The sequence below is a fragment of the Propionibacterium ruminifibrarum genome (genome assembly GCF_900289195.1).
GTDB classification, from domain to species: Bacteria; Actinomycetota; Actinomycetes; order Propionibacteriales; family Propionibacteriaceae; genus Propionibacterium; species Propionibacterium ruminifibrarum.
The window spans coordinates 272,363-298,358 of the sequence record NZ_OMOH01000002.1; the positions used below are offsets into that span (position 1 = coordinate 272,363).

The window sequence follows — 25,996 nt, forward strand, 5'->3', positions numbered from 1 at the left end:
TCTTGCCGCTGCTCACCGGGACGCGGGTCCGTCCGGGACGAAGCTGTGGTCGTCCGCCGCGTCGATGACCGGATTGGTCAGGGTGCCGATCGACTCGATCTCGACGCTGACCTGCTGGCCGGGTTCCATCGGCCCCACCCCGACGGGGGTTCCGGTGAGGATGACGTCACCGGGCAGCAGGGTCGTGAACGCCGAGATGTACGAGATGAGCTCGGCGATGGAGTGCACCATGTCGGCGGTGTTGCCATCCTGACGCAGCTGACCGTCGACGCTCGTCCGGATGCCCAGGTGGGCTGCCGAGGCCAGATCGATGTGGGCGGCGATCCACGGTCCGAGCGGGCAGAAGGTGTCGAAGCCCTTGGCGCGCGTCCACTGGCTCTCGGCTCCCTGGATGTCACGGGCGGTGACGTCGTTGGCGCAGGTGAAGCCGAGGATGACCTCGCCGGCCCGTTCGGGTGGGACGTGACGGCAGATCCGCCCGATGACGACCGCGAGCTCGCCCTCGTAGTGCAGGTCGTGGGTCTGCACGGGTTTGACGATCGGTTCACCGGGGCCGATCACGCTCGTATTCGGCTTGAGGAAGAGCAGCGGCTCCTCGTCCACATGGTTGCCCAGCTCCGCCGCGTGCTCGGCATAGTTGCGGGCCACCGCCACGACCTTGCTGCGCGGTATCACCGGGGCGAGCAGGCGCACCTCGTCGAGCCGGTGGCGGGCGCCGGTGAAGTTGACGGGCCCGGCCAGTGGATCACCGGTGATCACGGCGATCGTGTCGGGATGTTGGCCGTCGTCGGCCGCCAGCTCGACGATTCCATAGGCCGGGTCCGCACCGGCCGCGGCGAAACGGGCAATACGCATGGGCCAAATCTATCCCGCACCCGGCGGCCTCAGGGGCCCGTCCGGTCCGGGTCAGGCCTCACCCGGGCCGTGGCCCTTGACCAGCCCGTACAGGAATGCCTCGGCGAGCGCCTCCCAGCTGGCCTCGATGACGTTCTCGCCGACACCCACCGTCGTCCAGGTGCGCCCCTGGCAGGCGGTGTCGATGAGCACCCGCACCGTGGCGTCGGTGCCGCGTCCGGCCCTCAGCAGGTTCGCGCGGTAGTCGACGAGTTCATAGGCCGTCACCTGCGGATGAGCGGCGCCAAGAGCACGGCGCAGTGCCTGGTCGAGGGCGTCGACGGGTCCCCTGCCCTCGCCCGCACTGGACCGTCGGAGGCCGTCGGCGAGGAGCCGGACGACGGCCCTGGTGGGGGCCGGCGCGTCGGAATCGTCGCCCTGCTGCTCCGTGGTGACGCGCCAGCCCAGCACCGTGAAGGGCGGCGTGTCGAGTTCTCCCCGCATCCGGCGCACGAGGAGTTCGAAACTGGCCCCGGCCGTCTCGTAGGCGTACCCGCGGGCCTCGCGCTCGCGGACGGCCTCGGCCACGTCGCGGGCGATGGCGTGGTCGGCCAGGTCGAGGCCGAGCTGGGCGCCGGCGACCTGGATGTTGGCGCACCCCGTCATGTCGGTGATGAGCAGACGCATGTCGTTGCCGACGCTGCGGGGGTCGGCGTGCTCGTGAAGATCGGCGTTGACCCTCGTCGCCGCCGCATGCCGACCGGCCCGGTGGGCGAAGACCGACTCCCCCACGTAGGGCTGACGCGGGTCGACGGGCTGGGCCGTGATCTCTCCGACGACCCGCGCCGTGCGCGTCACCTCCCTCAACTGCTCGGCCGTGACCACCGGCCAGCCGTACTTGAGTTGCAGATCGGGGATCAGGGTCGTCAGGTCCGTGGTGCCGGCGTGGGCTCCGTACCCGTTGACGGCGCCTTGAACGTGCACGACACCGGCGTCGAGCCCGGCGAGCGAGTTCGCCACGGCACAGCCGCTGTCGTTGTGGCAGCGCACGCCCAGGTCGACACCGATCGACGCGGCCGCCGACACGGCGTCACCGATCCAGCCGGGCACCATGCCGCCGTTCGTGTCGCAGAGCACGACGGTGCGGGCGCCGGCCTCCGCGGCGGCGCGCACCACCTCCAGGGCGTAGGCGGGGTTGCTCATGCACCCATCGAAGTAGTGCTCGGCGTCGACGATGACCTGCTTGCCCTCGGCGACCAGATGGCGGACCGTGTCCGACAGCATCGCCAGGTTCTCGTCCAGGCTGATCCGCGATCCCCGACTGACATGCTGGTCATGTGCCGTGGCCATGACGGTCACGAAACGCGTCCCGGCGTCGCACAATGCCCGGACCTGGGGATCGTCCCCCGCAGTGAGCCCCGGGCCGCGGACCTGACCGACGGCGACGAGGCTGGCGCTGCGCAAGGGGGTGCGGGTGGCCTGGGCGAAGAACTCCCCGTCCCGCCGGGAGGCGGCCGGCCGGCCCCCCTCGATGAAGGTGACGCCCATGGCATCGATCCGACCGAGCATGCGGATCCTGTCATGCACCGTCAGGGGCACACCGGTCCGCCAGGTGCACTCACGAAGAGTCGTGTCGTACAACTCCAGTGAGTCCGGGCGCAGCGGAATCATCATCGTCGTGGCGTCAGCTCGCGCATCGAGGGGGAAGGAGGAGACGGCGCCGGGGCTCAGCAGACCCGCTGCATCCAGCCGCGGGTGTCCTCGATACGCCCGTACTGGATGTCGAGCAGCCTGTTGCGCAGGGCGATCGTCTTCCCGCCGTCGGCGGGCACGGGCACCTCGTGCCGACCCTCCTCGTTGACGAGGGTGCCGATGGGGGTGATGACCGCGGCCGTGCCGCAGGCGAACATCTCGGCTATGGTGCCGTCAGCGATCCCGGCGTAGACCTCGGCGATGTCGACCGGGCGCTCCACCGGTTCGAGACCGAGCTCGGGGGCCAGGGCGAGCAGCGAGTCACGGGTGATGCCGGGCAGGATGTTGCCGTTCAGCGCGGGGGTGACGAGCTTGCCGTCGGCGGTGACGAGGCAGACGTTCATGCCGCCCAGCTCCTCGAGCCAGCGATGCTCGGCATTGTCGACGAACATGACCTGACTGCAGCCCTTGGCGTAGGCCAGCTCCTGCGGCAGGAGGCTGGCCGCGTAGTTGCCACCGCACTTGGCCGAACCCGTGCCGCCGTTGGCGACCCGGCTGTAGTGCGACTCGACCCAGATGTCGACGGGGACGATGCCGCCGGTGAAGTAGACCCCGACCGGTGAGGCGATGACGGCGTAGCGCACCTGGCGGGCGGGGCGGACCCCGAGATAGGCCTCGCTGGCGACCGAGAAGGGACGCAGGTAGAGGCTCTGCTCATGCCCGGAGGGCACCCAGGCGGCGTCGGTCCTCACGAGCTCGCGCACCGAATTCACGAAGTCCTCGACGGGCAGCTCCGGCAGAGCCATCCGCCTGGACGAGTCGGCGAACCGCCGCCCGTTGCTCTCGGGACGGAACAACCAGATGGAGCCGTCGGCGTGACGATAGGCCTTGAGCCCCTCGAAGACCTCCTGCGCGTAGTGGAAGACGGCGCCCGCCGGCGTCAGCGCGTAGTCGTTGACCGGCTCAACCCTGGCGTCGGCCCAGCCCTTCTCGTGGTGCCAGTCGACGACCGCCATGTGATCGGTGAAATGGGTTCCGAAACCGGGATCCTCATTGATCACCGCAATGTCCTGCTCGCTGGTCGGTGTGGACGTGCGCTGGATGCTGAACGTGAGTGCCATGGCAGACAGGTTAGTCCGCCCCCGGCCGGTCCGAACGGCAGGTTCACCTGCCGACTCGGCCCCCAGGACGGGCACGGCCGCAACGCACCGGCGGGTGAGCTGGGAGCCTGCGGGATGAGATCGTGGCCCAGCCGGTGAGGCGCTGACCCTACTCTTGGGCCATGACTTCTGATCGTCCATCCATCGCGGTGGTCCCCGGTGACGGCATCGGCCCCGAGGTCGTCGAACAGGCCCTCAAGGTGCTCGCCGCGGCGTGCGGTGAACAGGCCTTCGACCTGACCCATTACGACCTGGGCGCCCAGCACTGGCTCGAGACCGGCGAGGTCCTCGACGAGGAGACCCTCGCCGCTCTCGCCCGGCACGACGCGATCGTCCTCGGCGCCGTCGGCGCCGCACCCGGGTCGTCACAGGTGCCCTCGGGGCTGCTCGAGCGAGGGCTGCTGCTGAAACTGCGCTTCGCCTTCGACCAGGACGTCAACCTGCGTCCGGCCCGCCTGTACCCCGGCGTGCCCACCCCGCTGGCCCCGTCGGTCATCGACAGGGGCCCGATCGACTTCGTCGTCGTCAGGGAGGGCACCGAGGGGCTCTACGCGGGCAACGGCGGGACCCTGCGCAAGGGCACCGCGCACGAAGTGGCGACCGAGGTCAGCGTCAACACCGCGTTCGGAGTCGAACGGGTCGTGCGCCATGCCTTCGATCTGGCCGCCACCCGCAACAACAAGGTGACCCTCGTGCACAAGCACAACGTGCTGGTCAACGCCGGCGGCCTGTGGCGACGCATCGTCGACCAGGTCGCGCAGGACCATCCCGGCGTCGAGCACGACTACCTCCACGTGGACGCCGCGACGATCATGCTCGTCACCGACCCCCAGCGCTTCGACGTGATCGTCACCGACAACCTGTTCGGCGACATCATCACCGATGAGGCCGGGGCGGTCACCGGCGGCATCGGCCTGGCCCCGAGCGCCAACATCAACACCGCGGGCGACTTCCCCTCGATGTTCGAGCCGGTCCATGGCTCGGCGCCCGACATCGCGGGGCGGGGCATCGCCGACCCCACCGCCGCGATCAGCTCGATGGCCCTGCTGCTGCGCCACCTGGGCCGGCCGGCCGATGCCGACCGCATCGACGAGGCGGTGAGCGCCGACATCGCGTCGAACCGCTCCACACCGCGTTCCACCGGCCAGATCGGTGATGCGATCGCCGCCGCGTTGAGCTGAACCGGTGACGCCCCGGTGCGCACTAGGCTTGGTCGCATGCGCACCAGGGACCGTCATGAGCGGGGCATTCGTGGGCCCATGGCCCTGCCGAACGATCTGACCGACCGTCCACTGCGCGTGCCCTCACGCCCCCGGGGCCGCGAGTACTTCCTGCTGTGCGTGCGTGATGCCATCGCCCGCATCGCCGAGCACTGCCCGGATGTCATCGACACCATCGACATCGGCGTCGACGAGGTACCCGACGCACGAACACTGTGGCATGACCTGGGCGAGCACGACACCGTGCCCCTCGCAGCGGCGATCGAGTCCTCGCAGGCCCGGCACGCCCGCATCGTCATCTACCGCCGCCCCCTGGAGCATCGGGCGCTCGACCGCGCCGACCTGCCTGCGCTCGTTCACGAGACGCTCGTCGAGCAGATCGTCGCGCTCACCGGACGCAGCATCGACGAGATCGACCCCGAGAACGGGACGTGAGTGCCCAGACGCTCACCCCTGACCGGCCGGACCGGCCCTCACACGGCGCGGCGGCGCAGCTTGCGCCGCTCCCGCTCCGACAGCCCGCCCCAGATGCCGAAGCGCTCATCATGAGTGAGCGCGTACTCGAGGCACTCACCACGCACCGAACAGGCCTGGCAGACCCTCTTGGCCTCGCGCGTGGAACCGCCCTTCTCGGGGAAGAAGGCCTCAGGATCGGTCTGTGCGCAGAGGGCGCTCTCTCGCCATGAGAGCTCGCCGCTCTCACCGAGGTCCACCAGCGACAGCTCGTGCATCAGCACATCCTCTCCATCCGATCAGGGTGCCGCCGACATGCTGACACACGTCACCGGGATGGGCCGGGGCCTGCCTCATCACGGATGAACCCGCGAAACACGTCAGCGGAATTACATGGATGAAAGCTACCATGCACGCCATTGCGGCGCATGTCGAAGAAGATTCAAGCACTTCCCCGGCGCTGTGCCCCCGGCCCGGGCTGGACATCGGAAATACGGCCATGGCCAGGTGTTTCACACCCAACCGAGGTCGACTCATTCAGCTCTGAGAGAACGCCATCCCTGTGACTGCGGTGGACCGGTGGGGGCCTGCTCACCCGATGCCACCTGCCGGGCCGTCAGCCACGGCACGGCAGGTCCGCCGTCGCCGGACGAGGCCGGGGGTTTCAGCTCGGGCCCGTCATCGCGGGTGGGCCGCGGGTCCTCCCCCGCTGCGCCGGGATCGGCCGGAGCGGGAAGGGCGGCATCGCCCGCTCGGGCCCAGGTGCGCCCCGTGGCCCGTTCCGGGGCCCACAGGACCCCCTGGGCCGGCGAGCCCGGCTGGGCGTCCCGTTCGACCCCGGCGGGCAGGAGCCTCCACAGCACAACGGCCGCCGCGAACTTGGCGGCCGTCTCGAGCAGCCCCCCGACCGTCTCGAGGACGCGGGAGAAGACCGGGGCCTGGGCGCCGAGAACGCCCACGGCGAGGATGAAGACGTCGTAGCAGGCGGTGATCGACACGACGACCGCGGCGCTGCGCGTCAGCGCCCTGGCCCGTTCGATCGCCGCCGTACCGAAGATGCAGACCAAGACCATGGCGACGTCGACGAGTACCCAGACGAGCGGGACGGCCGTGCCGGTCCGGCGGGCCGAGGCCGACAGGCTCAGCGACTCGTGCACCATGTTCCACCCGAGATTCACGCCGCCGAGCACGACGTAGCCCACCGTGACGGCCAGGACGAGCCAGGCGATCGGCTCGCGCATCCGCAGCAGGGTACCGACGGTTCTGCCCCGGGACCTGCGGGACGGGTCAGGCGAGGTCGGCACCGTAGTGCTCCCTGACCTGCGCGACGAGGGACTTGACCTGCTGGGAGTCCGCCAGCGGGCAGACCAGGGTGGCGTCCGCGGTACGAACGACTGCCATGTCCCGCAGGCCGGAGACGGCGAGCACCGACTGCCCGGGGTCGGCGTTGACGAGCAGGCAGCCGGTGCTGCCCGAGACGACGACATTGCCCTGTCGGACATTGCCCTGGTCGTCCTGGTCGAGTTCGTCGTGCAGATCGGCGAAGCTTCCGACGTCAGCCCAGCGGGCGGCGAGCGCGACACCGATGACATGCGCGTCGGTCCTGCCCTGGCTCACCGGTTCCATGACCGCGAAATCGACGGAGGTCTTGTACAGCTCGGGATAGATCTGTTCGAGCCGCTCGGGATGGGCGGCGAGCTCAGTGATCTTCGCGTAGCTGTCGGGAAGCAGCACGCGCACCTGGTCGAGCAGGGTCCTGGCCCGCCAGACGAACATGCCGGCGTTCCACCAGTACTCCCCCGAGGCCAGGTACTGGGCGGCCAGGTCTGCGTCGGGCTTCTCCTTGAACTCGGCGATCCGAGCCACGTCCGTGAACCCCTCGACGGCGTCACCGCGGCGCAGATAGCCGTAACCGGTGTGCGGGCCGGTCGGGACGATGCCGAAGGTGACGAGCGCCCGGTCATCGGCCTCGGCGACCTCGAAGGCAGTGGTCAGCCGGGACGCGAACTCCTCGACCGGTTCGATGATCTGGTCAGCGGTGACGGTGGCGACGACGGCGTCCTCGTCGCGGCGGGCGAGCACGGCTGCCGGCCAGATGACCGCGTTGAGGGAGTCGCGGCCGACGGGCTCACCCAGCAGGTTCGCCGGGGACAACCCGGGCAGCTGGGCACCCACCTCATCGGCGTAGGCGGCACCCGTGCACACCAGGACGTTCTCCGGGCCGACGACCGCGGTGACCCGTTCGAAGGCCAGCTGCAGCAGGCTGCGGCCGTTGATCATCCGAAGAAGCTGCTTCGGCTCGCCCTGACGACTCAGGGGCCACAGCCGGGTACCGGAGCCGCCGGCCATGATCACTGCATATCTCACGCATTCACCATAGGGCTGCCGCGGGCGGGCGGGGCGGCAATCACGCCGCGCCACGCCGATCATCGGGAAACCCTGAAGGGTATCCCCCATGGTTCCCCCAGGCCCCGGGGTCGGTTTGTCACGGGTCGGTGTGCCATCCGGCACATGGTGGGTGAGCGGGGCGAGCCACCGGTCCCAGGCGTCGGCGGCCCGTCCCTGGCACGCCGTGGCGGGCGGTCTGCCCCATGTGGCGGCCTGCTGCCGCTAGGTTAGGTGCATGGCCGACAGCAGGGACGAATCGAGCCGCCAGGAGGACCTGGACTGGCTCTACCACCGTGCGCCCGGGGACGAGGCGACGGGAGTCCCCCAGGCCGCTCCGGCCACCAACATCGCCAATGACGCCGACATCCGGCGCCGCGAGCAGGCGTTCCTGGAGCAGCACCGCCGCCAGCAGGCCGCGCAGCACCGCCCCGACGCGACGAGCCGGTACGCCCATCAGCAGGGTTGGTCGACGGCCCCGCGCGCGACGGCCCCGACCCGCGGTGACATTCCCCGTGAGCCCGTCGCGCCGCCCGCACCCGCCCGGCGGCGTCGTGCGGCGCAGCCGGCGTCGCCCCGGCGGAGGCGCCACCGGCTGCGCCGCACCATTGTCACCCTCGTCCTTGCCTGGCTGGTCTTCACGATCGCCACACCCGCGTACGCCTGGGGCCAGATGGCAACCGCCGAGTGGGAGCCTGACGATGCGGTCCGTGTCGCCAACCAGCCGGGCTCGGCGGTCCTGCTCGTCGGCTCGGACTCCCGGGAGGGCCTCACGGACGAGGAGAAGGCCGAGCTGGGCACCGGTGACGCCGAGGGGCAGCGCACCGATTCGATCATGCTGCTCTACACCCCCCTGTTCGGCGACGCCGTCCTCATCTCGATTCCCCGCGACTCCTATGTGAGCATTCCCGGCTACGGCATGGGGAAGATCAACGCCGCCTACAGCTATGGCGGCCCGCAGCTGCTCACCGAAACCGTCGAGCAGGCCACCGGTCTGCGCATCGACGGGTACATGGAGGTCGGCTTCGCCGGCTTCGCCGACATCGTCGATGCGATGGGTGGCGTCGACGTCTGCCTGGACGAGCCCATGGCCGACGAGAAGGCCAACATCGACCTGCCCGCCGGCTGTCAGACGCTCGGCGGATCGGACGCGCTCGGCTACGTGCGTCATCGATACGGCGACGCGGAGGGCGATCTGGGGCGTGCCCGACGTCAGCGGGAGGTCATCTCGCAGATCGCCGGCAAGCTCAAGTCACCGTCCACCGTGCTCAACCCGGTGAAGTGGTGGCGCATCAACATGTCCATGTCGGGGGCGATCAGCCGGGGCGAGGACATGGGCGTCCTCACGATGGGGGCCATGGCACGGGGAGTGCTGTCCGTCGCAGGAGGCAGCGGGACGAGCCTGCAGGTGCCCCTCGAGACGGCGGAGGGCTGGTCCGACGACGGCCAGTCCGTCGTCATCTGGGACAGCGAACGCGCCTCGGCCATGTTCCAGGAACTGTCCGAGGGGGACACGAGCAACATCGACCAGTACGCGGGCTGATCGGCGCGGCCGACCGCTCAGGCCTCGGCCCGACGGCCCCGCACCTTCGCGCCCTTGTCGAGGGCGACCTGGCGCAGGCCTGCCTGGAAGTCGAGCATCTTCGCGGTGAGCCCCGGATCTGCGCTGGCCAGGATGCGGACGGCGAGCAGGCCCGCGTTGCGCGCATTGCCGATGGCCACGGTGGCCACGGGCACGCCGGAGGGCATCTGGACGATCGACAGCAGCGAGTCCATCCCCTCAAGGTGCTTGAGAGCGACGGGCACGCCGATGACGGGCAGTGGCGTCAGGGCGGCGAGCATGCCCGGCAGGTGAGCCGCTCCCCCGGCTCCTGCGATGATGACACGCAGGCCGCGTTCGTGGGCCCGGCGCCCGTAGGCCACCATGTCCTCGGGCATGCGGTGGGCCGAGACGACATCGGCCTCGTAGCCGACACCGAATTCCTCCAGCGCGGCGGCGGCCGGTTCCATCGTCGGCCAGTCCGAGTCCGAACCCATCACGATGCCCACCACGGGCGTGACCTCAGTCATCGTCTGCTCCCATCAGATAGGCGGCCGCGGCGCGGGCGCGGGCCTGCACCTGACCGCAGTCGTCACCATAAACCGTCACATGACCGCGTTTGCGGCCCGGACGCAGGCTCTTGCCGTAGAACTGCACGCGCAGACCGGGATCGGCTGCCGCCACGTGGGCGAAATCGCCCACGACGTCGTCGCTGCGCCCGCCCAGCACGTTGCGCATCGTGCACCACGGGGCCCGCGCGGCGGTCGATCCGAGCGGCAGGCCGGCGACGGCGCGCAGGTGGTTCTCGAACTGGCTCGTCACCGCGCCGTCGATCGTCCAGTGCCCGGTGTTGTGCGGGCGCATGGCCAGTTCGTTGATGACGACACGACCATCGGGGCGCTCCATGAGCTCGACGGCGAGCAGGCCGACGACGTCGAGCGCGTCGGCGATGCGCAGACCCAAGTCCTCGATCCCGGACCGCTGGGCCGCTGTCAGGCCCGGCGCGGGGGTGGTGGTCTCGATGCAGACGCCGTCGTCCTGGATGGTCTCACTGACCGGGTAGGAAAGGGCCTGGCCGTCGGGGGCGCGCGCGACGATGACCGACAGCTCGCGGGTGAAGTCGATGTATTCCTCACCGAGGATGACGATCGGCTCGCCGGCGCTCGCCGCACCGGACTCGCGGAAGGGACGCTCGGCGTCCCCGGGACCGTCGAGCCTCCAGACGCCGTGACCGTCGTAGCCGCCTCGGGAGGCCTTGGCGATGATCGGCCAGCCGATCTCGGCGCCGAAGTCCCGCAGCGCGTCCGGGCTGCCGCAGACCCGCCACGTCGGGCACGGCAGGCCGAGCTCGCCGCCCAGGCGGGAGCGCATCAGGTACTTGTCCTGGGCGTGGACGAGGGCCTGCGTTCCGGGACGGACACCGACCCCGGACGCCTCGAGTCCGGCGAGCAGCGCGGTGGGGACGTGTTCGTGGTCGAAGGTGATGACGTCGCAGTTCGCGGCGAAGGCCTCGACGGTGGCCCGATCGGTGTAGTCGCCGACGGTCACGTCACGGACGACCCTGGCCGCACTCACGTCGGGGCCCTCGGCGAGCAGCCTCACCGACAGATCGAGCCCGATCGCCGCCTCGTACATCATGCGGGCCAACTGCCCGCCGCCGATGATCCCGATCGTGCGCACCGCTCTCACGTCTCAACCCTAACGGTGGCGTGAAAGGATGACCCCATGAGCACTCACATCGTGGCAATGGGCGGCGGCGGTTTCTCTATGTCGAGCAATGGCGCCCCGACGAGCCTGGACCGGTACATCGTCGACCTGGCGGACAAGAGCGCCCCCCTCGTCTGCTTCGCCCCCACCGCCTCGGCGGACAACGCCACCTACATCAACCGTTTCCTCATGGCCTACTCCGGGCTCGGGGTCCGGACGATGGTGCTCACCCTGTGGCAGGGCGCGGCCGAGTCGGTGCGGCGTCTACCCGAGGCCGACGTCGTCCTCGTCGGCGGCGGCAACACCGCCAATCTGATGGCCCTGTGGGACGTGCACGGCGTCTCCACCGTCCTGCGCCGGATGGCGGAGGAGAACGGCCGGACCACCGTCTTCGGCGGCATCTCGGCTGGGGCCGCCTGCTGGTTCGAGGGCTGCCTGACCGACGCCTTCGGCGACCTGCGCGGCTGGCGTGGCGGACTGGGTCTGCTGCCGGGCAGCTTCTGCCCGCACCTGGACGGGGAGGACCGCGGAGCGGTCTACACCCAGGCCGTCGCCACCGGCATGGTCCCGGGCGGTTTCGGAGTCGATGACGGAGCGGCCCTGCACTTCGTCGATGGCCGGCTGTCGCGGGTCGTCGCCGAACGTGAGGGCGCCCGCGCCCTGCACATCGTGCCGAGCGATGAACCGACCGCATCCGGGGTGCTCACGGAGATCCTCACCCCCGAGCTGCTCTGAGCGGGCCCCGCGCCGTCCGGGCGCGGGGCCGGGGTTTCAGGGGTCGAGACGGTCCGTTACGACATCGGCCTCCTGCTCGAACATCTCGATGAGCAGTCGCACGGCCCTGCCGAGATCTGTTCGCGCCTCGTCGAGCCCGATCGTATGGCGCTCGACGGCGTTCATGGTGGACATGAGCAGGCCCTGCGTCATGACGCCGGCCATGCGCGCCTTGGCAGGGTTGATCTGGGCCCAGAGGCGGCCGAGACCGCTGAACAGCGCGACGTGGGCCCGGCCGACGTTCCGGGCGGCGCTCGGCTTGAGCCGTCCGTCACCGACGCGCATCAGCCAGCCATGTCCGGCGATGGTGGCCTGCTCCAGGTTGGCGATGGTCCAGGCGACGATCTGCTCGCGGGGATCGTCGCTGGCGCTCAATGCCTCCTCGACCGCCTCGAACCAGCCCGGCATGTAGCGCTCGACGACGAGACCACGCAGGTCGTCGACGGATTCGACGTACCGGTAGATGGAGTTGCGGGCGACACCGGCCCTGGAACTCACGGCGCCCGCGGTGAGGGCGGCGGGTCCCTCCTCACGAAGGATCTGCTCGGCGGCGTCGATGAGAGAGGCCATGACCTGCTCGTGGTGCTCGCGCACGGTCGGTGCGTTGATCTTCGGCATGTGCCCCTCTTCCTGAGTCCGGCGCCCATGGCTCATCCACGCGGGACGGGGCTCCGGCGTTGAACCGATGGTATCGGGCGTCGCCGCTCGGCCTCAACGGTTTCACATGTCACGGTACTGCTCGGCGTCGGCCACGTAGACCAGTTCCCCGAGCACGCGCCGCACCCCGGCCAGGTCCGGTACGCTGCGCAGCTGAAGCGGGGTCGGGCCATGGGTGGCGACGAGGACCGTGCCCGAGCCGAAGAGCCTGTCGGCGAGGCTGCGACGGTAGGAGACCTCGCTCACCCGGTTCAGTGCGACATCGACGCCGGCGCGGCGGAGCAGGCCGGTGCGCACCATGATGCGGCGGCTCGTGATCGTGTACGTGGTGGACGCCCAGCGCAGCACCGGCAGGAGCACGAGGGCGACGGCGAGGAACGCGAAGACCGCGACGAGTACCCAGGTGCCGACCGGTTTCACGGTGGCCGGCAGTGCCGCGAGCAGCACGCCCAGCCCGGCTGCGAAGACGAACAGCACGAGGACGGGCCAGGCCAGGGCGCGCCAGTGCGGTCGACAACGGACCACCACGTACTCGTCATCGGCGAACTCGCCGCGTCGTCTGCGCATCACCCCATTGTTGCGCACTCAGGGCGAGGTGTCCCGGGGCCCGGGCGCGTGAGGGGCTCAGCGCAGGTGGATGACATCGCCGGCGCCGTAGGCGCGTCGCTCACCGGCGGCGTCCTCGATGATGATGGCCCCGGTCTCGTCGACGCCGACGGCAGTGCCCTCGACGATGCCGGCCGACGCCGACTCGACGTCCTGGTGGAGCCGGACGACCCGGCCCATGGTGTCGCAGGCGGTCGTGAACTCGTCGCGCAGCTGGCCGGTGCGCTGCCAGCGCTCGAACCAGCGCTGCAGGCTCGTCAGGACGTGGGCGGTGACCTCGTCCTTCCCGTGCGGCAGGTGGGCCAGGTACAGCGAGGTGGCTGTCGGTACCGGCAGCTCGCTCTCGTCCATGGAGAGGTTCAGCCCCCAGCCGAGGACCGCCATGTCGCCGACGCGCTCGCACAGGATGCCGCAGATCTTCTTTCCGTCCACGAGCACGTCGTTGGGCCATTTCAGGCTGACCCGGCCGGGCGCGGCGCCGGTGCAGGCCTCGACGCCCTCCCGCACGGCCAGGCCCACGAGGATGCTCAGCCACCCCCACTGGGCCGGTTCGGGGTCCGGTGCGACGAGCGCCGAGATGGCGGTCGAGGTGCCCGGCACGTCCCGCCACTGCCGGTCGAATCGAGCACGGCCGGTGTCCTGGTGCTCCGCGACGAGGACGAGGCCAGGCCGGGCCCCGGCGCGGGCGCGGTCGGCGAGATCCTCGTTGGTCGAGCCGGTCCGCTCACACCACTCGATGGGACCCCAGCAACTGTCCGGGCCGAGCAGTTCGACCAGGTGGGGCACGTTCAGCGCAGCGGTGGTGGGCACGGCGTGCAGTCTATGCGCACTGGGGCACACGTGCGCGGCCGCCCGGCCGGGGCCGCCCGCTAAGGTTGGCCCCATGGCAATGGATCCGCACACCACAGCCGGGAAACTCGCGGACCTCGGCGACCGTATTGACGAGGCAATCCACGCCGCGTCCCCGCGCAGCGTCGAGAGACAGCACGCCCGCGGCAAGATGACCGCCAGGGAGCGCATCCTGGCCCTGCTGGACGAGGGCACCTTCACGGAGATGGACGAGTTCGCCCGCCACCGCTCGCACGCCTTCGGCATGGAGAGGCACCGCCCCTACTCCGACGGCGTCATCATCGGTCTCGGCAACATCCACGAGCGACCGGTCTGCGTCTTCAGCCAGGACGTCGGCGTCTACGGCGGCTCCCTCGGCCAGGTCTACGGCGAGAAGATCTGCAAGATCATCGACTTCGCCGTGAAGACCGGTGTGCCGCTCATCGGCATCAACGAGGGCGGGGGCGCGCGGATCCAGGAGGGCGTCGTCTCGCTCGGCATGTACGGCGAGATCTTCCGCCGCAATACGATGGCCTCCGGCGTCATCCCCCAGATCAGTCTCATCATGGGCGCCGCGGCGGGCGGGCACGTCTACTCGCCGGCCCTCACCGACTTCGTCGTCATGGTCGACCAGACCAGCCAGATGTTCATCACGGGCCCCGAGGTCATCAGGACCGTCACCGGCGAGGACGTCTCGATGGAGGAACTGGGGGGCGGCCGTACGCACAACGCCATCGCCGGCAACGCCCACTACCTGGCCACCGATGACGCGGACGCCATCGAGTACGTCCGTGATCTCATCACCTATCTGCCCCAGAACAACCTCGAGGACCCGCCGGTCTACGACTACCCGGACGACATCGACGTGCCGATCACGGACCGCGACCACGCGCTCGACGTGCTGATCCCGGACTCGCCCGCCCAGGCCTACGACATGCGTGAGGTCATCCGGCCCATCATCGACGACGAGGAGTTCCTCGAGGTCATGGAGCTGTACGCGCCGAACATCATCTGCGGTTTCGGCCGCGTGGAGGGACGCACGGTCGGTGTCGTCGCCAACCAGCCGACGAACCTGGCCGGCTGCCTCGACATCAACGCCTCGGAGAAGGCGGCGCGCTTCGTCCGCACCTGCGACAGCTTCAACATCCCGGTGCTGACCTTCGTCGACGTCCCGGGGTTCCTGCCCGGTGTCGAGCAGGAACACAACGGCATCATCCACCGCGGCGCGAAACTCATCTACGCCTATGCCGAGGCCTCGGTGCCGAAGATGACCATCATCACCCGCAAGGCCTACGGCGGCGCCTACATCGTCATGGGTTCGAAGCACCTGGGCGCCGACGTCAACCTGGCCTGGCCGACCGCGCAGATCGCGGTCATGGGCGCCGAGGGGGCGGTCAACATCCTGTACCGCAAGCAGCTGGCGGAGGCGAGCGATCCCCAGGCCGAACGTGAGCGCCTCAGGCAGGAGTACGACGACGAGCTGTCGAATCCGTACATCGCGGCGGAACGCGGCTACGTGGATCAGGTGATCTACCCGCACGAGACGCGCTCCCAGGTGGTGCGCTTCCTGCGTCTGCTGCGCTCCAAGCGCGAGGCCCTGCCCCCGAAGAAGCATGGGAACATCCCGCTATGAGCAACATCCCGCACACGCCGCCGCACAGTATCGTCGAGTCCGCCGAGGGCGTGCGGGTCGCGCGCGGCAACCCGACCGACGAGGAGCTCGGCGCGCTCACGGTCGTCCTGGCCGCCCAGCTCGCGGAGGCCTCGATCCACGAGAACCAGGACCGTAACGAGATCCCGGGGTGGAAGTCGTACTGGCGGGTGATCCGTCAGCCGCTGGTCCCGGGGCGGGAGTTCTGGCGCAGCTCGCTGCGCTGAGTCCGGCTGCGAAGGAGGAGACCATGCAACTCGTCCTGGCGTCCTCGTCACGGGCCAGGCTCGCGACCCTGCGCGCCGCCGGCCTGCAACCGGTGGCGATCAGACCCGAGATCGACGAGACCGCCCGCATCGACGAGTCCGTCACCGAACTCGCCTGCCGCCTGGCCAGGCAGAAGGGCGAGAGCGTCCTGCGGATCCTGCGCGAACGCGATCTGCTCGACCGCGAGACCGTTCTGCTGGCCTGCGACACGATGCTCGAGTTCGAGGGGCGCACCTACGGCAAGCCGGGGACGAAGGCCTCCGTGATCTCGCGCTGGATGCGCATGCGGGGGCGGCAGGGGGTCGTCCACACGGGCCACTACGTGGCGGTCATCCGCGGCGGGCGCATCACCGAGTCGACCCGCGAGGCGGTCACCGTGCTGTCGTTCGCCGACCTGACGGAGCAGGAGATCGCCGACTACGCGGCCACCGGCGAACCGGAGGCGGTTGCCGGCGGCTTCACCATCGACTCCTTCGGAGGCCCCTTCATCACCCGCATCGAGGGCGACCCGCACAACGTGGTGGGGCTCTCGCTGCCGCTCGTCCGTCAGATCCTGCTCGACCTGGGCGTCGCCTGGTTCGACCTGTGGCCGGTCCCGCCGGGCACCCAGGTCCGCGGCTAGGCCGCCACTGCTCCGGCCGACCGGGCCGGCCCTCAGCCCGTCTCGAGACGGCGCAGCGTCAGGCCCGCCTGCCCCGCGGTGACGGTGAGGGCGCCCTCCCACTCGCTCGTGGAGAAGACGATCGAGTCGTCGCTGGAGCCCTCGATCGTCCAGCCCGCACCGGGCAACGTGGCCATGAGGTGGTCGTGCACCCGCCGGCCCTGCCCCTGGTCCATGAGGAGGGTCACCACGTTGTCCTGGTCGACGCGGCCGGTCAGCACGAGCCCGGCCGGGACGGTGAAGTCCGCGGGCCCATTGCGAAAGCCCAGTTCGGTGAGCCTCACGCCTTCCTGGTCGATGGTCGTCGCGGTCCGGCCCCCGGCGGGGGACGTGACGGCCGGGCTCTGCGTGGGCGCGGCGGCACCCGCCGAGCAGGCGGCCACGGACAGCAGCGCACCGGCTGCGCCGAGGACGACGCCGGTCCGCAGGCGGTTCAGCCGGAGCAGGGCGCTGGTGATGTTCACCCCTCCAGGCTAGAGGCACCCGCTGCCGTGACCGTGGACACGACCGGATGATGCTTCGGGGGTGCGGCACAGTTGGTACATGCCCGAAGGTCATGTGATCCACCGTCTCGCCAACCGAACCAATGAGTTGTTCGCCGCCCAGCAGGTCGCCGTGAGCTCCCCGCAGGGACGCTTCGCCGAATCGGCGGCTCTCATCGACGGCACCACGCTGGAGCACGCCGAGACGTGGGGCAAGCACCTGTTCATCACCTTCGACGCCGACACGCCCTCGAACATCCTGCAGATCCACCTGGGGCTCATCGGCCGGCTGACGTTCACGCCGCTGGCCGACCCGGTCGGGCAGGTCCGGGTGCGCATCGCCGACGACACGTGGGCCGCGGACCTGCGCGGACCCCAGATGTGCCGCCTCATCACCGCCACGGAACAGGCCCGGGCGACCGCGAAACTCGGCCAGGACCCGCTGCGCGCCGACGCGGACCCGCAGAAGGCCTGGGCGAAGGTGCACCGGTCGTCCAAGCCGATCGCCGCGCTACTGCTGGACCAGGGCATCTTCGCCGGCGTCGGCAACATCTACCGCGCCGAGGTGCTCTTCCGCCACCACATCGACCCGGCCTGCCCGGGCGGCCAACTCGAGCGCTCCAGTTTCGACGCGATCTGGGCCGACCTGGTCGAGCTCATGCCACTGGGGGTGCGTGACGGCCGCATCGACACCGTCTACCCCGAGCACACGCCCGAGGCGATGGGCCGGCCGCCCCGTGTGGACGCCCACGGCGGTGAGGTCTACGTCTACCGGCGCTCCGGCCAGCCCTGCCTGGTCTGCGGCACGACGGTGGAGGAGACCGACCTGTCCGGCCGCCACCTGTTCTGGTGCCCGAACTGCCAGCGCCGTCATTGAACGGGCCGACTCGTCGTGCCCGGCACATCGGCGGAACCCCAGGCCGGCATGGGGGGCGACGGACACCGGTACCATGATTGCCCTACACTCGCCGTGTAGTGGGGGCGGGTTCAGCGTCCGCTCAGGCCTGACCGTTCAGGAGGAAACGTGGCTCTTGCCCGCAGCACACGCACCATCTCGAAGGTTCTCATCGCCAATCGTGGTGAGATCGCGGTCCGCGTCATCCGCGCGGCCAGGGACGCCGGGATCGATTCCGTCGCCGTCTACGCCGATTCCGACTCGCAGTCGCTGTTCGTCCAGCTGGCCGACGAGGCCTTCGCGCTGAACGGGGCGACGCCGGCGGAGACCTACCTCGACGTTGAGAAGATCCTGGCGATCGCCGACCGCAGTGGTGCCGATGCGATCCATCCGGGCTACGGCTTCCTGTCGGAGAACCCCGACTTCGCCCGTGCGGTCATCGACGCGGGCCTGGTCTGGATCGGCCCGCCTCCGGAGGCCATCGAGAACCTCGGCGACAAGGTGTCGGCCCGGACCATCGCGACGAGGGTGGGCGCGCCGCTCGTGCCGGGAACCGTCGACCCGGTGAACGGCCCCGAGCAGATCATCGAGTTCGCCACCGAGTACGGGCTGCCCGTGGCCATCAAGGCCGCGTACGGCGGTGGCGGGCGCGGCCTGAAGATCGCGTACACGCTCGATGAGATCCCGGCGATGTACGACTCGGCGACCCGCGAGTCCATCGTGGCCTTCGGCCGTGGCGAGTGCTACGTCGAGCGGTTCATCGACAGGCCCCGGCACGTCGAGACCCAGTGCCTCGCCGACCAGTACGGCAACGTCGTGGTCGTCTCCACCCGCGACTGCTCGCTGCAGCGCCGTCACCAGAAGCTCCTGGAGGAGGCACCGGCCCCGTTCCTCACCGACGAGCAGGTCGAGCGCCTCTACTCCAGCTCGAAGGCCATCTTCAAGGAGGCCGGGTACGTGGGTGCCGGCACCTGCGAGTTCCTCGTGGGCCGGGACGGCACGATCAGCTTCCTCGAGGTCAACACCCGTCTTCAGGTCGAGCATCCGGTCACCGAGGAGATCAGCGGCCTGGACCTCGTCCGTGAACAGTTCCGCCTCGCCTGCGGCGGCGAGATCGACTACCCGGACCCGCAGCTGTCCGGCCACGCGTTCGAGTTCCGCATCAACGCCGAGGACCCGGGTCGCGGCTTCATGCCGGCCCCCGGCACGCTGACGCGGTTCCGGCCGCCGTGCGGCCCCGGGGTCCGCATGGATGAGGGCTACCGCAGGGGCATGAGCGTCCCCGGCGCGTTCGACTCGCTGGTCGCCAAGCTCATCGTCACCGGCCCCACCCGCGACATCGCCCTTGAACGCGCCCGCCGCGCCCTGGACGAGATGCGCATCGAGGGCATGCCGACGGTCCTGCCGTTCCACAAGAAGGTGGTCAACGACCCGGCCTTCACCGCCCCCGGCGGCGCCTTCAACGTCTTCACCACGTGGATCGAAACCGAGTTCGACAACGACATCGAACCGTATGCCGGTGAACTCGGCGTCGCCGACGAGGCCCCCGAACGACGCCACGTCGTGGTCGAGGTCAACGGCCGCCGCCTCGAGGTCGTCCTGCCCTCCGGCCTGCAGGCCGCCTCGGGCCGCAGCGCCGAGAAGCGCCGCAAGCCCACCAAGCGCGGCCGGGGCGGCGGCAAACTGGTCGTCACGGGCGCAGAACTCACCAGCCCGATGCAGGGCACCATCGTCAAGACCTCGGTCACCGAGGGGCAGCACGTGGAGGAGGGCGACACGGTGGTCGTGCTCGAGGCCATGAAGATGGAGCAGCCGATCGCCGCCCACCGCGCCGGCGTCGTCCACGATCTCGTGGCCGAGGGCACCGCCGTGGCTTCCGGTGACGTGCTCTGCCAGATCGCCGAGGAGTGATCTCGTGCCCGCCCCGAGCCGGGGGCGGGCACGACACAACATTTGTTTTCCACGGAATAGGATCCGTCCTCGCGCGGTTGTACCGGATGTCACGCACATCAGAGCAACTCGAACGAGGAGAAGAAGAATGAGCGCTACCGTCGTCGCCCCTGCCACCACCGACACCGTCGCCAAGGCCCTCCAGCAGGCCCTGGTCGACCTCACCGACCTCCACCTGCAGGCCAAGCAGGCCCACTGGAACATCAAGGGCGAGGGTTTCCGCTCGCTGCACCTCTTCCTCGACGAGATCGTCGATGGCGCCCGTGACGCCGCCGACGAGGTCGCGGAGCGTCTCGCCGCCCTGGGTGGCACCCCGGACGGGCGCGCCGCCACTGTTGCCGCCACGAGCAGCCTCGACACCGTTGAGGGCGGCGACCTGAAGGTCGCCGACGTCTACGCGCAGTTCGCCGAGCGCACCGCCAAGGTCGCCGACGTCATCAAGTCCACGCTCGACGCCGTCGACGCCGAGGACCACCTCACCAATGACCTGCTCATCGGCATCGCCTCCGAGCTGGAGAAGCAGGCCTGGATGCTGCGCGCCTCGCTCGCCTGAGGCACCGCGCACCCGCCCGGCAGGGCTGGTCCATAATTCCTTCGTGGCCGCGCCGAGGACAACCCGAACCCATGACGGGCAGGGGTCCTGGCGCGGCCACTTCGTGCTGCTCATCCCGGTCCCCCGGCTCGAGTCCTTCGTCCGGGCCCGGACCATCTTCTACGACGCGTCCTTCCTGAGCGACGACCCGGCGTTCACGCACGCTCACGTCACGCTGCTGGCACCACTGGACTCACCACCGGGCCACGAGGAGGTGGCCCGGGTGCTGCGGGGCCACGAGCCCTTCGACTTCGAGCTGTCGCGCCTGGGCGTCTTCCGCAATGGGGGCATCCACCTGAAACCGGATCCGGCAGAGCCGTTCAGCGCGCTCATCCATGCCCTCATGCGAGCCTTTCCGCAGGTGAGACCCTTCGGCGGGCCGGACCCCGAACCGCACCTGACGCTCGACATGGTCTCCGACGAGGTGGACGTCGCCTCGACGCGCGCCCTGCTGGGCGACCTCGTCCCGGCACACTGCAGGGCCGACCGGGTCGAGCTGCACCGTTACGAGGCGAACGCCTGCCGGGTCCTCGACAGCTGGCCGCTGCTCGGCTGAACAGCCTGTCCCCCGCCCGAGACGACCGCCAGCTGGCAGCCCATCGACCTCATCGAGCACGAGCTGCGGGCCTGACCGGGCTCACGCCCAGGAGTACAGCACCTTCATGTACTGGGCTCGTTCGAAGGCGGCCGGGTCCTCGACGGACTGGGCGTCCATGGCACCGCGCAGCTGGTCGACCGACTCGTAGTCCCTCGAGGCCAGCCAGTCGCGCGCCTCGTCGATCATCGCCGTGACGGCGCCGGGCCCCGCGGTGAGTACGGCCGAGGTGGTGCAGGCCACCTGGGCTCCGACGATGAGGGACTTCACCACGTCGATCCCGGTGTGAACGCCTCCGGTGACCGCGATCTGCAGACCGGGGCACTGGGCGGCCAGGATGGCGGTCCAGCGCAGACGCAACGGCAGCTCGGCGGATGTCGACAGGGCCAGCTGCGGGGTGACGGCCAGCGCGGCCAGGTCGATGTCAGGCCCGTAGAAGCGGTTGAACAGCACCAGGGCGTCGGCGCCCTCCTCGTAGGCGCGCGGGGCGAAGCTGGACAGCGAGGACAGGTACGGCGAGATCTTCAGGGCCAGCGGCAGGTCGCCGACGGCCGCCTTCACCTCGGCGATGACCTTCAGATAGCCGTCTTCGACGTCGGCCGAGGTGCGAGCGGGGTCGGCGGCGACGTCGTAGAGGTTGAGTTCCAGGGCGTCCGCACCGGCCTCGGCGAGCAGCCCGCCGTAATGCGACCAGTCGCCGGGGCGGGTGCCGTTGAGTGAGGCGATGACCGGGATCGACAGGGTCCGCTTGGCGTCGGCCACCAGGGTGACGTGGCGGTCGGTGGCGGCCGAACCGACCATGGGTATGTCGGCAAGTGGGGCCGAGTCGAACTCGGCGAAACTGTCGCCCATGTCGAGCACGGAGTTCGCCGCCATCTCCTCGGCCTCGATCTCCTCGGCGAAGAGGCTGGGCAGGACGACGGCGCCGGCGCCGGCCGCCTCGAGTTCGGCCAGCGTGCCGGTCCCGTTGGTGTGCGGGCCGGCCGAGGCCACGACGGGGCTGGGCAGGTCGAGCCCGAGGTAAGAGGTGCCCATCCGCGGAGAGCTCATTCGGAATCCTCCCTCTCGGCCTGCGCCGCCCGTTCGGCGGCGAGCCTCGCCCGGCGAGCAGCAATCGCCGCAGCACGCTCCTCCTTCGACGGACGAGCACCCGACTCCTCGGTGGAGCCCCCACCAGCAGCAGCCCGTTCAGCAGCGAGCCTCGCCCGGCGAGCAGCAATCGCCGCAGCACGCTCCTCCTTCGACGGACGAGCACCCGACTCCTGGGCGGTGCCGTCTGCCGGGCCCCGGGCGCCGCCGGCGGCCGTGGCCTGGGGGCGGTTCGCCCGGGCCGCGTCGCCGTCGGGGTTGGCCCTCATGGCGGGTCGGGCGACGACGTCGCCGTCCTTCCGCTCAGGGTCCTGGTCCTGCGACCTGCCGGTGGGCAGGGCGCGTTCGATGCCGGCGACCTGACTGTAGTAGCGCCAGCGCTCGTCGGCGTCGGCCTGGGCGAGTTTCTCGAGCTCCGCGGCACGTTCCGGGTTGGATCGTTTGAGCATCGCGAAACGAGCCTCTTTCGCCATGAAGTCGCCGATCCGGCCAGTCGGCGCCTTCGAGTCGAGGTGCAGCGGCACCGCGTGCTCGTCCTCGCTCGGGCGGAAGCGGTACAGCGGCCAGTAGCCGCTGGACACGGCCTCTGCCTGGTGGGTCATGGACGTGCCCATGTCGATGCCGTGGGCGATGCAGGTGGCGTAGGCGATGATCAGGCTCGGCCCCGGCCAGGCCTGGGCCTCGAGCAGCGCGCGGACCGTCTGCTGCTGGTTGGCGCCCATGGAGACCTGGGCGACGAAGACGTCGCCGTAGGCCTGGGCGATGAGCCCCAGATCCTTCTTGGCGCCGCCCTTGCCCTTCGCCGCGAACTTCGCCGCCGCGCCTCGCGGCGTGGCCTTCGAGGCCTGGCCGCCGGTGTTCGAGTAGACCTCGGTGTCGAGCACCAGGATGTTGACGTTGCGGCCGCTGGCGAGCACGTGGTCGAGGCCGCCGTAGCCGATGTCGTAGGCCCACCCGTCGCCGCCGATGATCCACACCGACTTCTCGACGAGCTCGTCGGCCAGTGAGGCCAGACGCACGGCGGCGGCGTCGCTGCGCCCCTCCAGGGCCTTCTTCAGCTGGGCGACGCGTTCCCGCTGGTCGATGACGCCCTGCTCCTGACTCATGTCGGCCCCGAGCAGCGCCGAGACCAGGTCGGGGTCGAGCCCCGGCAGCTCGCCGACGAGCCGCCTGGCCTCGTTGTGCTGCTGCTCCCAGGCCAGGCGCATGCCCAGGCCGAACTCGGCGTTGTCCTCGAACAGCGAGTTGCTCCAGGCCGGGCCGCGCCCGTGCGGATCCATCGCGTACGGGGCGGTCGGCAGGTTGCCGCCGTAGATGGACGAGCAGCCAGTGGCGTTGGCCACGAGCATGCGGTCGCCGAACAACTGGGTGAGCGTCCGGATGTACGGAGTCTCGCCGCAGCCGGAGCAGGCCAGCGAGAACTCGAACAACGGCTGCAGCTGGGCGACTCCCTTGACCTGGTCGTGACGCACCTTGGTGCGATCGATCTCGGGCAGGCCGAGGAAGTAGTCGTAGTTGGTGCGTTCGGTCTCCAGGTGGTCCCGGCGCGGCTCCATGTTGATGGCCTTGTGCTTGACCTCGGTCTTGGACTTGGCGGGGCAGACGTCCACGCAGATGGAGCAGCCGGTGCAGTCGTCCGGGGCCACCTGGACGACGAGTCTGTGGTCGGTCAGCTTGCGGTCCCGGTAGTTCTTCGACTTGAAGCCCTCGGGGGCGTCGTCGAACTCCTCGGCGGGGGCGACCTTGATGCGGATCGCCGCGTGCGGGCAGGCGATGGCGCACTTGCCGCAGTCGATGCACAGGCTCTCGTCCCAGATCGGGATCTCCTCGGCTATGCCGCGCTTCTCGTACCTGCTCGTGGCGATCGGCCAGGTGCCGTCGACGGGCAGCAGGCTGACCGGCAGGCGGTCGCCGTCGCCGCGCAGCATGGCGCCGGTGACGCGCTGGACGAAATCGGGGGCCTCGTCAGGCAGGGGCTTCATGCGTGCCAGACCGGAGAACTCCTCGCCGGGGGTGATGCGGATCATGTTGTCGATCGCCGCGTCGACCGCCTTGAAGTTGCGTTCGACGATGATGCGCCCGCGCTTGCTCAGATAGGTCTTCTCGATGCTCTCCTTGATCCTGGCGATCGCGTCGTCCCGGTCCATGACGCCCGACAGGTAGAAGTAGCAGGGCTGCATGACCGTGTTGATGCGCTGGCCCAGCCCCGCCTCGTGGGCGACCTGGGTGGCGTCGATGACCCACAGGTCGAGTCCGCGTTCGGTGATGATCCGCTGGATGTCCTCGGGCAGCCGGTCCCAGGTGTCGGCGCCGTACGGGGAGTTGATGAGCACCGTCGCCCCGGGCTTGGCGAGGTCGAGGGTACGCATCTTCTCGAGCATCTCGAACTGGTGCACGGCGACGAAGTCCGCCTCGTCGACGAGGTACGGGGCATCGATGGGTTCGCTGCCGAAGCGCAGGTGGCTGACCGTCGTGGCGCCCGACTTGCGGGAGTCGTAGACGAAGTAGCCCTGGGCGTAGCGGCCGGGTTCGGAGGCGATGATCTTCACCGAGTTCTTGGCCGCGCCGACGGTTCCGTCGGCGCCCAGCCCGTAGAAGACCGCGGTCAGGCCCTCGGGCGTGATCTGGAAGTTCTCGTCGACCGGCAGCGACAGTTTCGTCACGTCATCGTCGATCCCGACGGTGAAGCGGCGGTGGCGTTCAGGGCCGGCGAGATCGTCGAAGACCGCCTTCGCCATGGCCGGGGTGAACTCCTTGGAACCCAGCCCGTAGCGGCCACCGGTGACCTGTGGCAGGCCGCCCGTGAAGTGCTCCGCCGCCTCGGCGACCGCCATGACGACATCGGCGAACAACGGTTCGCCGGCGCTGCCGGGCTCCTTGGTGCGGTCGAGGACGGCGATCCGGCGCACGCTGGCGGGCAGGGCCGCGATGAGGGCCTGGGCGGGGAAGGGCCGGTACAGCCGCACCTGGGCGACACCCAGCCGGGCTCCGGCGGCGTTGAGGGTCTCGACCGTCTCGCGGACGGTCGCCCCGCCCGAACCCATGATGACGATGACATCCTCGGCATCCGGGGCGCCGACGTAGTCGACCAGGTGGTACTGGCGTCCGCAGCGGGCGGCCAGCTCGTCCATGACCTCCTGAACGACCCCTGGCGTCACATCGTAGAAGGGGTTGACGGCCTCACGGGCCTGGAAGTAGACGTCGGGGTTCTGCGCCGTGCCGCGCAGCTGGGGGGCGTCGGGGGTCAGCCCGCGCTCGCGGTGCGCCAGGACGTCCTCCTCACGGACGAGCGCGGCGAGATCCTCCTTCGTGAGGGTGTCGATGGTGTTGATCTCGTGGCTGGTGCGGAAACCGTCGAAGAAGTGCAGGAAGGGCACGCGGGTGCGCAGCGTCGCGACGTGCGAGACGGCCGCGAAGTCGTGCGCCTCCTGCACGTTCGATGCGCACAGCATGGCCCAGCCGGTCTGTCGGCAGGCCATGACGTCGGAGTGGTCGCCGAAGATCGACAGCGCGTGCGTCGCGATGGCGCGGGCGGCGACGTGGATGACGGCCGGGGTGAGTTCACCGGCGATCTTGTACATGTTCGGGATCATGAGCAGCAGCCCCTGGGAGGCCGTGAAGGTCGTGCCCATGACGCCCTTGGTGACGGCCCCGTGCAGGGCACCGGCCGCACCGCCCTCGGACTGCATCTCGACGACATCGGGCACCCCGCCCCAGATGTTCGTCCGCCCCGCGGCGCTCCAGGCGTCGCAGCTCTCGGCCATCGCCGAACTCGGGGTGATCGGGTAGATCGAGATGACCTCGCTCATCGCGTGGGCGACCCGGGCCGCCGCCTCGTTGCCGTCCATGGTCTCGCGACAGCCCTGCGGCTGGGGCGCGCCTGAAGCGCCTGCCCTGGTGGGCACCGCCTGGTCAATGGTCCCCGCCGAACCGGCGGGACGGGCATACGTGGTCATAC

The 25,996-nt window shown here is 70.0% G+C and carries 25 protein-coding genes; 11 read left to right on the forward strand and 14 right to left on the reverse strand.

The window, feature by feature from the left end:
• Nucleotides 1-12: 12 nt before the first annotated feature.
• From PROPJV5_RS03225 to PROPJV5_RS03235, 3 genes are read right to left on the reverse strand one after another with little or no spacing between them, the layout of a single operon-like run.
• Nucleotides 13-855 carry a fumarylacetoacetate hydrolase family protein gene (locus PROPJV5_RS03225; RefSeq protein WP_119714885.1) on the reverse strand — a complete coding sequence of 281 codons (843 nt, stop codon included), beginning with the start codon at nucleotides 853-855 and terminating at the stop codon, nucleotides 13-15.
• A 51-nt stretch (nucleotides 856-906) separates the two neighbouring features.
• Nucleotides 907-2,508: a citramalate synthase gene (cimA, locus tag PROPJV5_RS03230; RefSeq protein WP_119714886.1), complete on the reverse strand. Its 1,602-nt coding sequence runs from the start codon at nucleotides 2,506-2,508 to the stop codon at nucleotides 907-909.
• Nucleotides 2,509-2,561: 53 nt separating this feature from the next.
• Nucleotides 2,562-3,647 (reverse strand): branched-chain amino acid aminotransferase, encoded by a 1,086-nt coding sequence (locus tag PROPJV5_RS03235; protein ID WP_119714887.1) that lies wholly within the window; start codon nucleotides 3,645-3,647, stop codon nucleotides 2,562-2,564.
• Between the two features lie 161 nt (nucleotides 3,648-3,808).
• On the opposite strand from PROPJV5_RS03235, the gene PROPJV5_RS03240 reads away from it, so the two are divergent.
• Both PROPJV5_RS03240 and PROPJV5_RS03245 read left to right on the forward strand, forming a co-directional pair.
• Nucleotides 3,809-4,867, forward strand: coding sequence for a 3-isopropylmalate dehydrogenase (locus PROPJV5_RS03240; protein ID WP_119714888.1), 1,059 nt, complete (start codon nucleotides 3,809-3,811; stop codon nucleotides 4,865-4,867).
• A gap of 36 nt (nucleotides 4,868-4,903) precedes the next feature.
• Nucleotides 4,904-5,341 carry a metallopeptidase family protein gene (locus tag PROPJV5_RS03245; RefSeq protein WP_119714889.1) on the forward strand — a complete coding sequence of 146 codons (438 nt, stop codon included), beginning with the start codon at nucleotides 4,904-4,906 and terminating at the stop codon, nucleotides 5,339-5,341.
• Between the two features lie 38 nt (nucleotides 5,342-5,379).
• Here the strand turns inward: PROPJV5_RS03245 and PROPJV5_RS03250 are convergent, their stop codons facing one another.
• From PROPJV5_RS03250 to PROPJV5_RS03260, 3 genes are all read right to left on the reverse strand, one after another.
• Nucleotides 5,380-5,637, reverse strand: coding sequence for a WhiB family transcriptional regulator (locus PROPJV5_RS03250; RefSeq protein WP_119714998.1), 258 nt, complete (start codon nucleotides 5,635-5,637; stop codon nucleotides 5,380-5,382).
• Nucleotides 5,638-5,892: 255 nt separating this feature from the next.
• A complete protein-coding gene (locus tag PROPJV5_RS03255) occupies nucleotides 5,893-6,600 on the reverse strand; it encodes a hypothetical protein (RefSeq protein WP_119714890.1) in 708 nt (235 codons plus the stop codon).
• Between the two features lie 46 nt (nucleotides 6,601-6,646).
• Nucleotides 6,647-7,726, reverse strand: coding sequence for a mannose-1-phosphate guanylyltransferase (locus tag PROPJV5_RS03260; protein WP_119714891.1), 1,080 nt, complete (start codon nucleotides 7,724-7,726; stop codon nucleotides 6,647-6,649).
• Nucleotides 7,727-7,982: 256 nt separating this feature from the next.
• Here PROPJV5_RS03260 and PROPJV5_RS03265 point away from each other — a divergent pair, with 256 nt between their 5' ends.
• Complete coding sequence (locus PROPJV5_RS03265; protein ID WP_119714892.1) at nucleotides 7,983-9,287, forward strand: LCP family protein; 1,305 nt, start codon at nucleotides 7,983-7,985, stop codon at nucleotides 9,285-9,287.
• Nucleotides 9,288-9,304: 17 nt separating this feature from the next.
• On the opposite strand, the gene purE is transcribed toward PROPJV5_RS03265, so the two are convergent.
• Both purE and PROPJV5_RS03275 read right to left on the reverse strand, forming a co-directional pair.
• Nucleotides 9,305-9,814 (reverse strand): 5-(carboxyamino)imidazole ribonucleotide mutase, encoded by a 510-nt coding sequence (gene purE, locus PROPJV5_RS03270; protein ID WP_119714893.1) that lies wholly within the window; start codon nucleotides 9,812-9,814, stop codon nucleotides 9,305-9,307.
• Entirely contained in the window at nucleotides 9,807-10,973 is a 1,167-nt protein-coding gene (locus PROPJV5_RS03275; protein ID WP_119714894.1) for a 5-(carboxyamino)imidazole ribonucleotide synthase, read from the reverse strand. The genes purE and PROPJV5_RS03275 overlap by 8 nt, the downstream gene beginning before the upstream one ends.
• Before the next feature lie 36 nt (nucleotides 10,974-11,009).
• Here PROPJV5_RS03275 and PROPJV5_RS03280 point away from each other — a divergent pair, with 36 nt between their 5' ends.
• A complete protein-coding gene (locus PROPJV5_RS03280; protein WP_119714895.1) occupies nucleotides 11,010-11,726 on the forward strand; it encodes a Type 1 glutamine amidotransferase-like domain-containing protein in 717 nt (238 codons plus the stop codon).
• Between the two features lie 36 nt (nucleotides 11,727-11,762).
• Here PROPJV5_RS03280 and PROPJV5_RS03285 read toward each other — a convergent pair whose 3' ends face one another.
• The 3 genes from PROPJV5_RS03285 to PROPJV5_RS03295 all read right to left on the reverse strand — a co-directional run bounded on the left by PROPJV5_RS03285 (nucleotide 11,763) and on the right by PROPJV5_RS03295 (nucleotide 13,766).
• Entirely contained in the window at nucleotides 11,763-12,383 is a 621-nt protein-coding gene (locus PROPJV5_RS03285; protein ID WP_119714896.1) for a TetR/AcrR family transcriptional regulator, read from the reverse strand.
• A gap of 102 nt (nucleotides 12,384-12,485) precedes the next feature.
• Nucleotides 12,486-12,989: a PH domain-containing protein gene (locus tag PROPJV5_RS03290; RefSeq protein WP_119714897.1), complete on the reverse strand. Its 504-nt coding sequence runs from the start codon at nucleotides 12,987-12,989 to the stop codon at nucleotides 12,486-12,488.
• Between the two features lie 57 nt (nucleotides 12,990-13,046).
• Entirely contained in the window at nucleotides 13,047-13,766 is a 720-nt protein-coding gene (locus PROPJV5_RS03295) for a biotin--[acetyl-CoA-carboxylase] ligase (protein ID WP_420812714.1), read from the reverse strand.
• 145 nt (nucleotides 13,767-13,911) lie between these two features.
• Between PROPJV5_RS03295 and PROPJV5_RS03300 the strand changes: the two genes are divergently transcribed.
• Genes PROPJV5_RS03300 through PROPJV5_RS03310 form a run of 3 tightly spaced genes read left to right on the forward strand, consistent with a single transcriptional unit; the run spans nucleotide 13,912 to nucleotide 16,396 of the window.
• A complete protein-coding gene (locus PROPJV5_RS03300; RefSeq protein ID WP_119714899.1) occupies nucleotides 13,912-15,489 on the forward strand; it encodes an acyl-CoA carboxylase subunit beta in 1,578 nt (525 codons plus the stop codon).
• Complete coding sequence (locus PROPJV5_RS03305) at nucleotides 15,486-15,734, forward strand: acyl-CoA carboxylase subunit epsilon (RefSeq protein WP_119714900.1); 249 nt, start codon at nucleotides 15,486-15,488, stop codon at nucleotides 15,732-15,734. Before PROPJV5_RS03300 ends, PROPJV5_RS03305 begins: the two co-directional genes overlap by 4 nt.
• Nucleotides 15,735-15,757: 23 nt before the next feature.
• Entirely contained in the window at nucleotides 15,758-16,396 is a 639-nt protein-coding gene (locus PROPJV5_RS03310; RefSeq protein ID WP_119714901.1) for a Maf family protein, read from the forward strand.
• A gap of 32 nt (nucleotides 16,397-16,428) precedes the next feature.
• On the opposite strand, the gene PROPJV5_RS03315 is transcribed toward PROPJV5_RS03310, so the two are convergent.
• Nucleotides 16,429-16,899: a hypothetical protein gene (locus tag PROPJV5_RS03315; protein WP_119714902.1), complete on the reverse strand. Its 471-nt coding sequence runs from the start codon at nucleotides 16,897-16,899 to the stop codon at nucleotides 16,429-16,431.
• A 79-nt stretch (nucleotides 16,900-16,978) separates the two neighbouring features.
• On the opposite strand from PROPJV5_RS03315, the gene PROPJV5_RS03320 reads away from it, so the two are divergent.
• From PROPJV5_RS03320 to PROPJV5_RS03335, 4 genes are all read left to right on the forward strand, one after another.
• A complete protein-coding gene (locus PROPJV5_RS03320) occupies nucleotides 16,979-17,794 on the forward strand; it encodes an Fpg/Nei family DNA glycosylase (RefSeq protein WP_119714903.1) in 816 nt (271 codons plus the stop codon).
• Between the two features lie 147 nt (nucleotides 17,795-17,941).
• Nucleotides 17,942-19,723 (forward strand): acetyl/propionyl/methylcrotonyl-CoA carboxylase subunit alpha, encoded by a 1,782-nt coding sequence (locus tag PROPJV5_RS03325; RefSeq protein ID WP_220474312.1) that lies wholly within the window; start codon nucleotides 17,942-17,944, stop codon nucleotides 19,721-19,723.
• Between the two features lie 127 nt (nucleotides 19,724-19,850).
• Nucleotides 19,851-20,315, forward strand: a complete 465-nt coding sequence (locus PROPJV5_RS03330) for a Dps family protein (RefSeq protein WP_119714904.1) — start codon at nucleotides 19,851-19,853, stop codon at nucleotides 20,313-20,315.
• Between the two features lie 43 nt (nucleotides 20,316-20,358).
• The gene (locus PROPJV5_RS03335; RefSeq protein ID WP_220474313.1) at nucleotides 20,359-20,910 is read left to right on the forward strand and encodes a 2'-5' RNA ligase family protein; all 552 of its coding nucleotides are present in this window, start codon (nucleotides 20,359-20,361) and stop codon (nucleotides 20,908-20,910) included.
• Between the two features lie 81 nt (nucleotides 20,911-20,991).
• On the opposite strand, the gene PROPJV5_RS03340 is transcribed toward PROPJV5_RS03335, so the two are convergent.
• Nucleotides 20,992-21,999 (reverse strand): dihydroorotate dehydrogenase-like protein, encoded by a 1,008-nt coding sequence (locus PROPJV5_RS03340; protein WP_119714906.1) that lies wholly within the window; start codon nucleotides 21,997-21,999, stop codon nucleotides 20,992-20,994.
• Nucleotides 21,996-25,994, reverse strand: a complete 3,999-nt coding sequence (nifJ, locus tag PROPJV5_RS03345; protein WP_239018375.1) for a pyruvate:ferredoxin (flavodoxin) oxidoreductase — start codon at nucleotides 25,992-25,994, stop codon at nucleotides 21,996-21,998. The genes PROPJV5_RS03340 and nifJ overlap by 4 nt, the downstream gene beginning before the upstream one ends.
• Nucleotides 25,995-25,996 lie beyond the last annotated feature (2 nt).